Annotated in this window: 10 protein-coding genes and 1 pseudogene; 6 read left to right on the plus strand and 5 right to left on the minus strand. The window is 37.5% G+C overall.

The features are described 5' to 3' along the window. Positions 1 to 247: pseudogene (locus SJY38_RS16170) on the plus strand (hypothetical protein); the annotation flags it as partial. A 203-nt stretch (positions 248 to 450) separates the two neighbouring features. Here the strand turns inward: SJY38_RS16170 and SJY38_RS16175 are convergent. The 5 genes from SJY38_RS16175 to SJY38_RS16195 all read right to left on the minus strand — a co-directional run bounded on the left by SJY38_RS16175 (position 451) and on the right by SJY38_RS16195 (position 6,400). Then, positions 451 to 969, minus strand: a complete 519-nt coding sequence (locus SJY38_RS16175) for an NUDIX domain-containing protein (RefSeq protein WP_054983778.1) — start codon at positions 967 to 969, stop codon at positions 451 to 453. Positions 970 to 977: 8 nt separating this feature from the next. Continuing rightward, positions 978 to 2,345 carry a phosphomannomutase gene (locus SJY38_RS16180; protein WP_348714530.1) on the minus strand — a complete coding sequence of 456 codons (1,368 nt, stop codon included), beginning with the start codon at positions 2,343 to 2,345 and terminating at the stop codon, positions 978 to 980. Further along, complete coding sequence (locus tag SJY38_RS16185; RefSeq protein ID WP_054983776.1) at positions 2,345 to 4,174, minus strand: arylsulfatase; 1,830 nt, start codon at positions 4,172 to 4,174, stop codon at positions 2,345 to 2,347. The genes SJY38_RS16180 and SJY38_RS16185 overlap by 1 nt, the downstream gene beginning before the upstream one ends. Further along, positions 4,164 to 5,315 (minus strand): AGE family epimerase/isomerase, encoded by a 1,152-nt coding sequence (locus SJY38_RS16190; protein WP_054983775.1) that lies wholly within the window; start codon positions 5,313 to 5,315, stop codon positions 4,164 to 4,166. The genes SJY38_RS16185 and SJY38_RS16190 overlap by 11 nt, the downstream gene beginning before the upstream one ends. A 92-nt stretch (positions 5,316 to 5,407) precedes the next feature. After that, positions 5,408 to 6,400 (minus strand): LacI family DNA-binding transcriptional regulator, encoded by a 993-nt coding sequence (locus SJY38_RS16195; RefSeq protein ID WP_054983774.1) that lies wholly within the window; start codon positions 6,398 to 6,400, stop codon positions 5,408 to 5,410. A gap of 210 nt (positions 6,401 to 6,610) precedes the next feature. On the opposite strand from SJY38_RS16195, the gene SJY38_RS16200 reads away from it, so the two are divergent. Genes SJY38_RS16200 through SJY38_RS16220 form a run of 5 tightly spaced genes read left to right on the plus strand, consistent with a single transcriptional unit; the run spans position 6,611 to position 15,413 of the window. After that, a complete protein-coding gene (locus SJY38_RS16200; protein ID WP_054983773.1) occupies positions 6,611 to 8,449 on the plus strand; it encodes a sodium:solute symporter family protein in 1,839 nt (612 codons plus the stop codon). Positions 8,450 to 8,474: 25 nt separating this feature from the next. Next, positions 8,475 to 9,659: a glycosidase gene (locus SJY38_RS16205; RefSeq protein ID WP_327078105.1), complete on the plus strand. Its 1,185-nt coding sequence runs from the start codon at positions 8,475 to 8,477 to the stop codon at positions 9,657 to 9,659. A gap of 17 nt (positions 9,660 to 9,676) precedes the next feature. After that, positions 9,677 to 10,882: an AGE family epimerase/isomerase gene (locus SJY38_RS16210; protein WP_377110224.1), complete on the plus strand. Its 1,206-nt coding sequence runs from the start codon at positions 9,677 to 9,679 to the stop codon at positions 10,880 to 10,882. After that, entirely contained in the window at positions 10,882 to 13,578 is a 2,697-nt protein-coding gene (locus SJY38_RS16215) for a hypothetical protein (RefSeq protein ID WP_377110225.1), read from the plus strand. The genes SJY38_RS16210 and SJY38_RS16215 overlap by 1 nt, the downstream gene beginning before the upstream one ends. After that, positions 13,575 to 15,413, plus strand: coding sequence for a cellulase family glycosylhydrolase (locus tag SJY38_RS16220; RefSeq protein WP_377110226.1), 1,839 nt, complete (start codon positions 13,575 to 13,577; stop codon positions 15,411 to 15,413). The genes SJY38_RS16215 and SJY38_RS16220 overlap by 4 nt, the downstream gene beginning before the upstream one ends. The last annotated feature ends 178 nt before the right edge of the window (positions 15,414 to 15,591 follow it).

Below are 15,591 nucleotides of genomic sequence, written 5' to 3' on the forward strand. Positions count from 1 at the left end.
GTCTATTCATAAAGACATTTGGGAAGGTACTGCGGCTGATTTAGCTGAACGAGGCTTGTTAGCTGTTTATCCTGCAATGGGTTGGTGGCGAACTCGTAAAAAGTTGGAACGATATAATAAAAAAGCTCGCTATTCATTGATTGTGTCGATTGAAACACCATCAATCGATGTAGATTTATATACACCGGTGGAAACTGAAATCAGGAATAGGGCTGTTATTGAAAATGTGGTAACTGTAGAAAATTAGTTAACGCCAAATATGGTCAATAAAAACTGACCATTATTTCGCCGTTTCAATATAAATTTTGATCTAAAATTCGTTTAATTAATCCATGTTACTAGCTCATTTATGTCCAAAAACGAGTTTACTCGACCGTCTGCTTCTCGCTCAAAGCCGCCTGTAGGGCGAAGTCTAACCCCGTTCTTTTAAACTGTAAAATCGGACATGAGCTACAAGTTATCAAGTTGATTTAGGTAGGTTTTTAGTGCTTTAGCTAGTGATGCAAAGCCAATCATGTCAAAATTTATTTTGCTTATTTCTATCCATTTAGCTTCTGATATTTCGCTTTTTTGTAGCTCTAAACAGGGAGAACTTGTCAATTCAAAGTAAAAAACACTATCTAAAGTATGGTAAGTGATATTTTGGAAATTATAGGTATTTGGGAATGATGCAATATATTGCCAACAGGTACTCTCTATCTGCAAACCAAGCTCTTCTTCTACCTCTCGGCTTAAAGCCTGTTCAAGGGTTTCGTTATGATCTACAAAGCCACCGGGCAAGTCTAACATTCCGTGGCATGGTTGTTTTGCCCTGATCGTAAATAGTATTTTATTTTGAAACTTAATTATTCCTGCAACCGCAGAAGCAGCATTATGATAATAAAGAAAATCACAATCTTTACATTTCCAGAAATGCTGATTGATAAAGTTGATATTAATACTTTTACAATTAGGGCAAAATTTAAACATAATGGGACCTATATTCTCTTAATAAAATTCACTATTTCAGAGGTTTTTTGATTCAGTAAATTAATATCACCTCTTGTTTCTAGATTTACCCTAAGTAGCGGCTCAGTATTAGAGCATCGAACGTTAAAACGCCATGTATCAAAGGTAATTCCCAGGCCATCAATATGCTCGGTTTCAATAGCATCATGAGCGTATGCTGTATAAAGAGCTTCTAGTACGGTTATTGCATTATCTACAGTTAAGTTAATTTCGCCACTGCATGGGTATTGTTGCTGGTATTGCTCTACTAGAGAAGATAGCGGGGTGTCTATACTACTCAAAAATTGACATATTAATAACCAAGGAATTGTCCCATTATCACAATAGTAAAAGTCTCTAAAATAGTGATGTGCACTCATTTCACCGCCATATAAAGCATGTTCTTCGCGCATGCGTTCCTTTATAAAGGCGTGCCCCGTTTTACTTTTTATCCCTAGTGCATTTGTATCATTAATGATGGACTCTGTATTCCAATAAAGGCGAGGATCAAAAATAATTTTACCCTCTGGTTCTTTATCCAGCATTAGTTTCGCAAAGAGTCCTACTAAATAATACCCCTCAATAAAGTCACCTTTTTCGTCAAAGAAAAAGCAACGGTCAAAATCACCATCCCAAGCAATTCCTAAATCAGCTTTATGCTGTTTAATTGCATGCTGGGTAACAGCTCTATTTTCAATTAATAGGGGATTTGGTACGCCATTAGGAAAGTGACCATCAGGCTCAAAATTCACTTTGATAAACTCAAAAGGTAAGTGTTTTTCAAGTGAATTTACCACTTCTCCAGCTCCACCATTGCCTGGATTGACAACTATTTTTAGTGGTTTCAGCTTATCGATATCAATAAACTCGAGTAACTTTTGCGTATAGGCACTTCTTGGGTTTTGAAATGATAAGCTCCCTTTTTCTTTAACGGGAGCAGGGAAGTTATTGTCTTCGATTATAGCCTTTATTTGAGCTAAACCCGTTTTTTCGCTTACAGGGACTGACTCTTTTCCAACAATTTTCATGCCGTTATAATTGGCAGGATTATGACTCGCGGTTACGCAAATACCACCATCAGCATTATAATGTGGTACGGCAAAGTATATTTCTTCGGTACCACACTGACCTATATGAATTACATCTACACCACAATCAATTAATCCTTGTGCTAAGGCTTCACAAATATCTGGGCCTGATAAACGTATATCGTGACCGATAACAACTTTATCACCCGTAAGCACTTGTGCGTAAGCTTGCCCTATTTTATAAGCAAGTAGAGGATTTAATTGCTCTGGCACTATGCCACGAATATCGTAGGCTTTAAAACAGTCTAGGGAATACATAATGTTCTCCATTATTGAGGCATTTTTAAGTCATGATTTGAAATCTCGTAACCTTTAGGCACAAGTATTAGGCGCCTAAAACCTGATATTTCAGCCCAGGGTTTGTAGCTATTATTCTGCATGACATTAAATTTAATTTGTTGAGTACCGATTTTTAATTTTACCGAACCTAATTTTTGTAAGTTCAGCTCTGTTAGCTCAGAAGAAAGGTTGTTTTGTCCGATATTTACATTTATTAATATTCCCGCGGCATCAGTATTGTCTTGCTTGAAATATACATCGTAATTCCCTGCTTTTTTTACTTCTATTAAGTAACTAGCACTATCTCCTTTAGCTTTCATATTAGTCATATGATGCGCTGTACTAATAGTATTTCCATTTGTTGTTGCAGCTCCAAAGCCATTTACCACAGAGATCGTTTCGTTACCACCTACAACAAAAACAGGTGGTGCATAGCTTGTTTTTGATACAAGAAGTTGATGAAACTTTTCTTTTAGCTTTACCTTCATTTTATTTGCTACAACAGGGTGTTTTGAAATGACATTGTGGCGCTCTAAAGGATCTGCCTGCATATCAATAAGAATGTATCTTTGTACTGGTTGCGGGTAGCCATCGCGGTCATTAGCTGGGTTTAAAATAAGCTTATATTGCTCGTTTCGCAGACCTATTACTTGAGAGTGATAGGTCATTTGTGAACGAGCCTCATCATCAATTGGTGTCCATTGATTAAAATGCTCTTTATTAGATTTAACGCTGTGCGAAGCTATATATGTTTCTCTGTTGTTAGGCCCCTCAGTATTACCGTACAGGTAATCGACAAAAGACTGTCCATCTATAGGTTTATTTGTTTTTGGTAATTGAGTTTCGGTTAAAGATAAAAGTGTTGGGAAGATGTCTTTCACGTCTACGTAACGATTCACCGTACCTGCTTTGAATTCATTAGGCCAGCGAATGAATAGGGGGGACTTTATGCCATTTTGCCAGCTTTGCCCTTTATTACCGTTCATTTTAGAGGGGTTACGTTCTTCCCACTCACTTTTGGTCATTGCGCCTAAGTTACTGGAATCCCACCAAGGGCCATTATCGCTCATAAAAATAACTATAGTATTATCAGCTAAGCCTTGTTCTTCTAAGCTTTGTAAAAGGCGACCTATTTGATAATCCATTTCTTCAATCATTCCGTATAAATTCGCAATGGCTGGCCGCATTCCCTTATTAATAAATTTTTGTGTAAATTCTTTAGGTGCTATCCAGGGTTCATGAGGGGCTAAGTAACTTGTATATGCAAAAAAAGGTCTATTTTTATTTTTTCTTATAAAATCGATACTGTAATCAGTGATTACTTTTGAAACCCAGCCCTTATGCTCTACTGGATTGCCATTATAAAAACCTGTACTGTTTTTATGTTGGTAAAGCTCTGCATAGTAGGCTTCATCAAAACCTCTATCGGTTGGCATATAACCTTCAGTTTTACCTATGTGCCACTTACCCCATAGCCCAGTAGCATAACCATTGTCGTTTAAAATATCAGAAATCAAAGTTTCAGATAGCTGCATGTAATCACGACCACCGTGCACCCCAGATACGCCTGTCTTATAAAAATCTCTTCCTGTTAATAAGGCCGCCCGTGTAGTTGAGCAAACCGGCGTAACCGAAAAGTCAGAGAATTGAACTGATTGCTTAGCTAAGGCATCTAAATTAGGAGTTTTTATATATGGGTGTTTATGCAGTGATAAATCATCAAATCCCATATCATCGGCAGTAATAAGTAATATATTAGGTGGTTCCTTCGCCCATAGTGGGAGGCTAATTAATATCAGAATAAATATACTAAGACGCATGTGAAAGCTCCTTTATTAAGGGTAATACTTCAACGCCAGCCATAACTAGATGGTAAAGAGTACTCGCAGGGGCAGTGTCATTAATGACATCATTATTTTTATCAAGTTGGTCTACGTATGCACCTTGAGCAGTTGAGCGAATAAAGTGAGTTAAAATTCCACTTGCAGCCTGATCGGCATCTTGCAGATAATTATAAGTTGATGCTTTTTCATATTCAGCTTGCGCTAGGCTTGCTTTTAACCATTCCGTCATAGGCCAGCAGCGTTTGGTACCTGATGATACAAGTGTTTTAATGTTTATTTCATCAAGAAGTAGACCGCTATTTTCGTCTAAGCCTAGTTTTAGGGCATTGTGGTAGAGTATGTTACAAATTTTATCTACCGGTGCTTGAGTGTATTTTTGATACTGGCGAAGTAACCAAACCCACTCCATCATGTGCCCAGGCTCAACGGTGTTTCCTTTATCACATGCTGCTTTTTCCCAATTTTTGCTAAAAAATTCATATACAACACCTTGCTCTAAATCCATAAAGCAGGTTTCGAACAAGCAATATACTTCCCCAGCTTTGGCTAACCATTTTGCATTATTTGTAAATTTATAAAGAGTTAAAAAGGCTTCAAATAAATGCATATGAGGGTTTTGTCTACGAAATTTTGTTTCATAGCTACCCTCACTCCAACCTCCTGGTGAATCTTTTAACTGTTTATCAATTTGACTGAGTAGTTCGTTTGCCGCATTAAGTGCGTTCAGGTCATTGAATACGTGATAACGCCAACCGTATGCTAGTAATAAAAAAGCTATGTCATATAAATCTTGATCATCATTAATTATTTCATGCTGATAATTTAATAAATGAGCGTAATGTATTGCGCCAGGTTTTTTTGCATATTTGGATATGTAGTTTTCTAGGCCTGAAACCAGCGAAAAACCATTTTTAATCCATCCTAATTTATGACCAACAGAAAAAACAAACATCTGTCTTGTTTGTACTCTCACTCTTCGATCAGATGTGATGTCAGGCTCACCATTAGCATTTATTTTTTCATAGCTGCTACCGAGCTCATCGATAGCCAATGTGCTCCAATAGGGTAGTGCTTTATTTTCTAACCAGTTCACATACTCATATAGGTTATTTTTCATTGTGTTATACCTTTTGATTTTTAACGATTACTCTGACAAATTTTAAATTGTCAAAAACACCAATGTGAACCGGTTCATTTTTTATTTAAATTTTATTTGGGCGCGCTAGTGCTTTCTCTGATCACGAACTCATAAGGTAAAATATGCTCTGTTACTTTTGGTTTTATTCCTGAGAGTAGCTCAAATAGTAGCTCTGCTGATTTTTCCCCAATCTTTTCAGCCGGTTGTGCTACCGTGGTTAGCGTAGGTGTGCAGTAGCGAGATACATTCATGTCATCGAAACCAGTAACAGACATGTCATCAGGAACTTTGAGTCCTTTGTCGGTAAACCCCTTCATAGCTGCAATTGCCATCTGGTCATTCATACAAAAAACTGCAGTTGGTATGTTGGCCATTCGAGTAAATGTTTCTGCGGCACTTAGTCCTGACCAGTAATTAAAGTCACCTTCAACGATAAGATCAGCGTCATATTCTATGTCAAAGTTAGATAAAGCTTTTTTATAACCTTTTAAGCGATCCACTGTATGCGGGTTATCAGCTAGGCCACTAATCACTCCAATTCTTTTATGGCCTAAGCTTATTAAGTATTCAACCACCTTTTGCGAAGCTTGAACATTGTCTATTCTAACTGTTGCCCCTGGTGTATTCTCACAACTACTAGCATTAACGGAAATAATACCTTCTTTCGGTAACAGCGCATCACCGGCCTTATATGGTCGAAGATTTATAATACCGTCTGCAAGTTTAGTTTCCACCATAGAAACAAACTCTTTTTCTCTTTCAATTGAGTCTTTTGTATCCCCAAGTAATACGCTAAACCCTTCCTTTTGAGCTACTGTTTCGATACCAGAAATTACTTTAGCAAAAAACAAATTGGCTATATCTGGTACTAGAACAACAATGGTATTCGATGTTTTTTTCCTAAACTTTTGCGAAAGCATATTAGGCTTATAATTTAGCTTTTTAATTGCAGCTTCAACTCGAGCAAGATTTTTAGGCGACACTTTTTCTGGCGTACTTAAAGCCTTAGAAATAGTACCGGTACTTAACCCCGATTCTCTAGAAACGTCTCTAATTGTAGCCATTATCAACCTTTGGGCAAAAACATTAATGTACTGATAATAAAACAGTTAGATTAACTTTTACAGAAATTTAAAGATATCTCTGGCAATCTTTACTATTAAAAGTTATCTTGAAAATATGAACCGGTTCATTTGGTTCATTTTTAGATTAACACAATAAAATAATTTATCCACAATCTTGTGGTCAAAAGTCACTAAGTTAGGTTGTATAAAATGAATATGACAACATTAGACTTGGCAATAATTTTAAGCTACTTAGTAGGAATTGTTCTATTAGGAGTTTGGATTTCCAGCCGAGCAAAAAAAAGCACACAAGGCTATTTTTTAGGTGGAAATAGTCTCAAATGGCAATATCTCGGGCTTTCAAATGCCTCTGGTATGTTTGATATTAGCGGAACGATGTGGATGGTATATCTTTTATTCATCTACGGGGCTAAAAGTATATTTATTCCCTGGCTATGGCCTGCATTTAATCAAATATTTCTAATGGTTTTCCTTTCTATTTGGCTAAGACGATCAGGGGTTATGACTGGTGCCGAGTGGATTAGGTTTAGGTTTGGGGATAACCGTGGTGCAAAGCTGAGCCATTTAATTGTAGTCGGTTTTGCTTTATTAAGTGTACTAGGCTTTTTAGCCTATAGTTTTATCGGTATAGGTAAGTTTGCAGTTGCATTTTTACCGTGGGAGCTTTCAGCTGACCCGCAAACCAATGAAGTGTACTACGGACTAATATTAACCGCTTTTACAACTATTTATGTTGTAAAAGGTGGCATGACAAGTGTGGTTTTCACTGAAGTTCTCCAATTTATTTTGATGACTATTGTGTGTATTGCAATTGGTATAATTGCAATGAATCAAGTCTCAGCTGAAATGCTAGCAAAAGTGACGCCAGATGGCTGGGCTGAAATAGGCTTCGCTTGGCAATTAGACATAGATTGGTCTGGTATTTTAGACAGCGCCAACCAAAAAATTATCGAAGATGGCTGGTCATTATTCTCGGTATTTATAATGTTGGTATTATTTAAAGGGATTTTACAAAGTCTGGCTGGGCCAGCTCCTAATTTTGACATGCAACGTGTTCTTTCGGCGAAAACTCCGACAGATGCAGCTAAAATGAGCTGGCTTGTTAATGTTGTTCTATTATTTCCTCGCTACATGATGATTGCAGGCTTGACTGTTTTAGCTTTAGTATTTTATATGGACGAGCTAAATGGAATGGGCGATGCTGTTGATTTTGAAAAAATTCTCCCTTTTGCATTAGCTAATTACGTTCCAGCGGGTTTACTCGGTTTAATGATTGCAGGCCTGTTAGCTACTTTCATGTCCACATTTGCTGCCACTACTAATGCGGCACCTGCCTATGTTGTAAATGACATATATCGACGTTATATAAATCCAGAGGCGACTGAGTCAGTTTCATTAAAACTAAGTTACGTTGTATCTATCTTGTTCGTTGTTTTAGGTACGGCTATTGGCTTATTTGTACCTTCATTAAATGACATAGTACTGTGGCTAGTTTCAGCTCTATACGGTGGTTATACAGCATCTAACGTTCTTAAGTGGTATTGGTGGAGATTCAATGGAATGGGCTACTTTGCCGGCATGGCCGTAGGTATTGTGGCTGCTATCCCTATGATGTTCACAAGCGTTTCGCCTCTTTATGCATTCCCATTTATGTTTGCTTTTTGTTTACTAGCATGTGTTGTCGTGAGCTTAAAAACCAAGCCAGATGATATGGAAGTTCTTAAAGCATTTTATCTAAAAACTCGACCTTGGGGGTTTTGGAAGCCTGTTTTAGAAGAGATTCATAAAGACAACTCAGCTGTTTTACCTAACCAAGATTTTAAACGCGACGCATTGAATGTTGTGCTGGGTATTATATGGCACACATCGCTTACCGCTGCTCCAATCTTTATGGTTATTAAACACTGGGTGCCGTTCACCATCGCATTAACTGTTGCCGCAATTACGTCGCTAATCCTCAAGTTCAATTGGTGGGATAAGTTAGTCGATTACCCCGAACATGCGCAGTTAGCCAACACAAAAGTTTAAAAGTCGTTAAATATTAAAGAGAATTATGATGAGTAAATTAACAATCACAGAATTTGAAGCAAAGCTTACAAAGTTACAGGCACAGCACAAAACATTAATTGCTAAAGAAAATTCAGAAGTACAAAAAAGCAATGGTATTTATAGTCGTTGGAGCAATCCAATAGTCACTAATGATCACATTCCATTAAATTGGCGTTACGATTTTAATCACGAAACAAATCCGTTTTTACTAGAACGAATAGGCGTAAACGCAACACTCAATTCAGGCGCGATAAAATTTAACGGAAAATACGTAATAGTAGTTCGAGTGGAAGGTGTTGATCGAAAGTCATATTTTGCGGTTGCTCAAAGCGATAATGGCGTCGATAACTTTGAGTTTTGGGAACGTCCGATTACGATGCCCGAGACAGAAGAGCCAGATACAAACACATATGATATGCGCCTCGTGGAGCATGAGGATGGCTATATTTATGGGCTGTTCTGTACAGAACGAAAAGACAAAACTCAACTAGAAGACACTAGTGCGGCAGAAGCACAGTGTGGTATCGCAAGAACAAAAGATTTAGTTAATTGGGAGCGCTTACCTGATTTAGTTACTTTCTCTGGCCAACAGCGCAATGTTGTATTACACCCTGAGTTTATTGATGGTAAGTACGCTTTATACACAAGACCTCAAGATGGTTTTATTAGTGTTGGCGGAGGCGGTGGTATTGGCTTCGGACTATGTGACTCTATGGAAAAAGCAGTCATCAATGAAGAAACGATTATCGATGAGAAAATCTACCATACAATTACTGAAGTCAAAAATGGGCAAGGGCCTGCGCCACTTAAAACTTCACATGGTTGGTTACATTTAGCGCATGGGGTACGTAACACCGCGGCCGGTTTACGTTATGTTCTATATACATTTCTAACTGATCTAGAAAAACCTTGGATTATTACTCATAAACCTGGTGGTCATTTAATTGCACCTGAAGGTGATGAACGAGTGGGTGATGTATCTAACGTTGTGTTTAGCAATGGTTGGATAGCTGATAGTAATGGTGATGTATTTATTTATTATGCCTCGTCAGATACGCGCATGCACGTTGCTACATCAACCATCGAAAAATTAGTCGATCACTGCGTTAACGCGCCAAGTGATGGGCTAAGTTCTGCAAAATCAGTTGAGTCAATTAATAAGTTAATTGATAGCAACTTAGCTATTTAGTTTGAGGTTTAAAGGATATGACTAACTTTAATCACTCTACAATTTCAAAAGAGCTTGAGAACATTGCTTCATGGTGGATAGATAATTCAATAGATCATCTCAATGGTGGCTTTATTGGTGAAATCGATTGCAAAGGTAATCAAGTACTTCACGCTAGTAAAGGGATCGTTTTGAATAGTCGTATCCTTTGGTTTTTTAGTGAGTTGGCTTTGAAAACTAAAAACACAGCTCATGTTGAAGCAGCAATCCGCTCATTTAATTACATAATTAATTATTTTGATGATGCCGAATTTGGAGGGGCCGTCTGGGAGCTTGATTACCAAGGTAACGTTCTCAACTCTAAAAAACAAACATATGCACAGTGCTTTTGTATTTATGCATTTTCTTCATACTTTAAATTAACAGGCTCAAAATTGGCTTTCAGTAAGGCTGAACAATACTTTGAGTTAGTGGAGAAATTTGCACTAGATAAAGTGCATGGTGGTTATATAGAAGCGATGACCCAACATTGGGAAAGCATTGAAGACTTTCGGTTGAGCGAAAAAGATATGAATGCGCCGAAATCAATGAACACTCATTTACATGTGCTTGAAGCCTATACTGCTTTCTATCAAATAAAAAAAGATGCAGTGACCAAGCAAGCTTTAACAGGTGTACTTGATACTTTCGCAGACAATATTGTTGATGCTGACAGAGGGCATCAAAAATTATTTTTCGATATGGAGTGGAATGACTTATCAGAAGCATTTTCCTATGGTCATGATATTGAGGCTAGCTGGTTATTAAATGAAGCTATTGAAGTGTTGGATAATCAGAGAATTAACGCAAAGATTTACCCAATAGTTATTAAGCTTGCCTCTTCATGTCTATCTGAAGCTATCGGTAATAAAGGGCAAGTTTGCGATGAATTTGTTTTTTCAACTGAAGCAAGGTTGGAACATAGTGATTGGTGGGTGCAGGCTGAAGCGTTGGTCGGGTTTTTAAATGCATATGCAATTACAAAAGATAAAAGATACTACGATGCTTGTGTAGCAATATGGAATTACATAGACGAATACCACTTAGATAAAGAGTTTGGAGAGTGGCATTGGGTATCCACTAACGATCTTAACGATGTGAAAGCTCGCTATAAGGTCGGGTTTTGGAAAGCTCCTTATCATAATGGTAGAGCGATGATGGAGTTATGTAGATTGTTCACCGAGTTAGATGAAGGAATTAAATAATGCGCTTACTGACACTTCTTACAGCACTTATCGCTACCCCTACATTGGCTTTTGATAACTATATTACAAGAACAGGTAGTGAGTTATACGATGGTAACACGCCTTTTCGTTTCGCAAGTTTGAATGCTCCAGAGTTACATCGAATTGAGGATGATACATTAGGGGTTTGCAAGAATGATAGTCGAAGTTGGGGGCAATATTTTAAATGGCCAACGTCAGATGAACAAAAAAATTGGGTACAATCTTTTGTTAAATCAGGTCTAAATGTTACTCGCACATACGTCTTTTCAGTTGCGCAAAAAGATGATGAAAAATGTGCGAGGGAGACACATATATTACCTCCCGAAGAAAAAGATGGTATGCCAAGGCTTAATGAGAAAGCTATGCGAATCTTCGATCAACTTATCGCACACTCTGATAATGAAGGGTTACGCTTAATAATTCCATTCATTGACCACTGGGAGTGGTGGGGGGGACGTAAGCAGTTAGCCGCATTTTATGCAGAAACGGACGATGACTTTTATAATACTAATTCAAAAACATATGCCGCTTACAAAAGTATTATTAAACAGGTGATTACCCGAAAAAATACGATTACAGGGCGATACTATTATGAAGAAAAAAGTATCATGGCATGGGAAACAGGTAATGAACTAGTAAAAAGTACAACAGACTTTGTTTCACAGACTGCAGCGTATATTAAGTCTTTAGCCCCTAATCAATTGGTTATAGATGGTAACTATTTGTCAATTTTAGATTCTTCTTTGGACGATCCGAATATAGACATCATTAGTAATCATTTTTATACGGTAAATGGTAATAATAAACCTCAAACAGTTAAAAATGACTTAAAAAAAATCGCAGGGAAAAAACCTTATATTGTAGGTGAATTTGGTTTACAGCCCATAGAGGGGCTTCGAGATATCATGGAGACGGTTGTAAATTATTCTTACAATGGAGTTAAAGCATCTGGCGCTATGATTTGGGGTTTCCGTGGGCGCAGACATAACGGTGGCTTTTATTGGCACGCAGAGGGCGATAGTGGTTACTATAGTTACCATTTACCAGGCTTTGATGCAGGCAAAGCTAACGAAGAGAAGAAGGTGATTCAATTAGTCAGAGAGTCACAGGCTAAAATGAATGGCCTAGAAAGTGCTCCTACTCTTCCTGTTCCACAAGCACCTATATTAAGAAATGTGACCAAAGATCTAAAGTTATCATGGCTAGGTTCCCCAGTTGGTGAACATTATTCAATAGAGCGTAAACTGTCAAACAGTGCAGACTGGGAACGAGTTGCTAGTGAAGTAACTGACGGTAAAAATAAGTTTAATCCTCAAAAAGATACATTGTTTCAAGATACTTGGCCAGCTGGATACTCAGGTGAAATAAGCTATAGGGTAATTGCTGAGAACGAGGCGGGGAAATCCGCGCCAAGTAATGTTGTGAATACAAATTCAAATAACAAAAATACTTTTATCAAGGTTGAAGGCTCCCAGTTCATAAAAAATGGAAAGCCTTATTACTATGTAGGTACAAACTATTGGTACGGCCCTCTTTTAGCTGCTCCCGATGGGGATAGGAAAAGGCTTATTAAGGAACTCGATAATTTAGCTAATAATGGAATTAAAAACTTACGAATACTAGCTGGAGCTGATGGCGGGATAACAGACTCCTCAGTGAAACCAGCATTACAAATTAAACCTAACGAATACAATGAAAATTTATTAATTGGCTTAGATTATTTACTTGCCGAAATGTCAAAGCGAGACATGGAAGCGGTTCTATATCTAAATAATAATTGGATCTGGTCTGGGGGGATGTCGCAGTACTTACAATGGATGGGGTATGGGGATGTGCCTAATCCATTTGAAGAGGGAGTCTCTTGGCAAGAATATATGGATTACACTGAACAGTTTTATAGTTGTGATCCATGTAAGGCAAGCTACTACAAACACGTTAAATTCTTATTAGAACGCACAAATAGTATTACAGGTGTGCCTTATAAAAATGATCCAACTATAATGAGTTGGCAGCTTGCTAATGAGCCTCGTGTATTTTCAGAAAAGTCAAAAATACCATTCAGACAGTGGGTTAATGAATCGGTCAACCTTATCAATGTTTTAGCGCCAAATCAGTTGATAAGTACCGGTAATGAGGGCGCTGCTGGGAGTATGGGTAGTCTAGAGCTGTTTAGAGAAAACCATACCAATAAGCATATAGATTACTTAACTATGCATATGTGGCCAAAAAATTGGTCTTGGTACGATGTTAATAATGAAGCTGAATCATTAGAAACAGCAATAGATGAAGCAAACCAATATATGAGTGAACATATTGAAATAGCTAAGTCTATGAATAAGCCAATCGTTATGTCTGAATTCGGCTTTCCGCGTAATAAGGAAAGTAACTCTCCTAAATCTCTTACTGATTACCGCGATAAGTTTTACAAGGCCATGTTTAGAAACATTACTCATAGTCGAAATCATGATGGTGAGCTTGCGGGGTTTAACTTTTGGGCTTATGCCGGTTATGGCGTTGCTAATCCCAAGAGCAATTATATTTGGCAAGAAGGAGATGACTATCTTGGCGATCCTGCACAAGAGCCCCAAGGTTTGAATAGTGTATTTGCAACCGATGTTAGTACCTTAAAAATCATCAAAAAAGTAAATGTGAATTTACAAGGAGTGAATCAATGAGAGCGATATTTTTAATAATTTTCTTAATGTGCTCTACAGCATTTGCTAGTGATAAAAGTTTCGATAATTTTATAACTGTTGATGGCACAAAGCTTATGGATGGCGATGAAGAGTTCAGATTTTTATCTTTCAATGTTCCTACATTAAATTATGTTGAAGATGAAATGGCATTTGAAAAAGCAAATCCATATGCACTTCCTTCAGAATTTGAATTACATGACTTATTTAAAACAGTGAATCAATTAGGGGGCAGAGTTATTCGCTCGTACACCATCCCTGTTAGAAATAATAATTTTCCGGACGAATCTATTACGTTTGTTGAGTCTCCTGGTGTTTTTAATGAAGAAGCATTTAAGGCTATGGATATGGCAATAGCCTTAGCTGGGGAATATAAAGTACGCCTAGTTGTACCGCTACTAAATAATTGGCCTTGGATGGGAGGCCGCCCTAACTATGCAGATTTTAGAGGGAAAAAATCAGAAGATTTTTGGACGGACCGACAGCTGATTGAAGACTTTAAAGCGACAGTTGATTATGTGCTTAATCGAACCAACACGATTACCGGAATAAAATACAAAGATGACCCAACTATCATGGCTTGGGAAACTGGGAATGAGTTAGAAAACCCGGCATCGTGGGCGATTGAAATTTCTAGGTATATAAAGAGTATTGACGATAATCACTTATTAATTGATGGTTTTAATGCAATTCACTTAGAAAAAGAAGATGTATGGGTGCAGCAATATTCAATTGATGAGCCAACTATCGACATGGTGAATACTCATCATTATGAAGGTAGCCCTGATAAAATGCTCAAAAATATTAAAAAAACAGTTGAGATGATTGGTGGTAAAAAGCCTGTTTTTTTGGGAGAGTTTGGTTTTATAAGTACTACAGGTGTAGAGAAGGTACTCGACTATGTAATATCTGAACCTGCTATTCCAGGGACTTTTTTGTGGAGTCTCCGACGTCATCATCCTGAAGGTGGTTTCTATCAGCATTCTGAACCGGTTGGATATGGGCTATACAGAGCTTATCACTGGCCTGGCTTTGATGATGGACACATTTACGATGAAAGAAATCTATTAAAGCTCTACCGAGAGAAAGCATTTGAAATTCAGGGCAAAGTAGCTCCGAAGATAGTGGTTCCTGAGGCGCCAAAGCTACTGTCATTTAAAGAATCTCCAAAGTTTAGTTGGCAGGGCTCAGCTGGTGCTTCGGGATATAATATACAAAGAAGCCCCTCAGGAAAAAGTGCATGGAGAACAATTGCATATAATGTAGAGGATTTAGATACTCCTGGCTTTGATTTATATAGTGATACAACAGCTGAGATTGGAAAAAGTTATTATTACCGCGTTATTGCACTAAATCAGGCTGGAAACTCTGAGCCTTCAAATATTATAGGCCCTGTCGAAATTAAGTATTTAACCCAAGTTGATAAGGCGAGAAACTTTGCTGTATTGGATGAATCAAGAGGTATTGAGCTAAAAACTGGTGATTATAGGTCTTATAAAGAAGCATTTAGTCGGTTGTCGGGCAAGAAAGGCTCTTGGATAAAGTACGATGTTTCTGCACCCATTCAAAAGGTAGAAGTTTTCACTTATGAACGCTCTCAAAAAAATGCACTTAGTTTTGAATATGCTGATAGCTCTCTAATTTACCGTCCTGTTAATGCTAAGGTTAGCAATTTTAGCTCTAAAGAGAAAAACTACGACTATTTAATACCAAAGAAATATACTTTATCTGGGCTCGATTTTGGGCGTATTAAAATTATTTTTTCAGATAAATCAGAAATTGTTCGTAGTGAGATTGATTACATTGCGAAAGACTAATGGGAATAAATCAAAATTGTTTTAATTTTGTTAACTTTTGATTGCAACTAGAGTTTAAATATTATACGTTTCATATACACCGGTTCATTATTGTTTTAACTGTAGCGAACCGGTTTTTTAACAACACAAAAATGAACCGGTTCATTTGCCATTTCGAAGTAGGCAACAGTTTACGGTA

Source organism: Pseudoalteromonas sp. R86517 (assembly GCF_042466295.1).
Classification (GTDB): Bacteria; Pseudomonadota; Gammaproteobacteria; order Enterobacterales; family Alteromonadaceae; genus Pseudoalteromonas; species Pseudoalteromonas atlantica.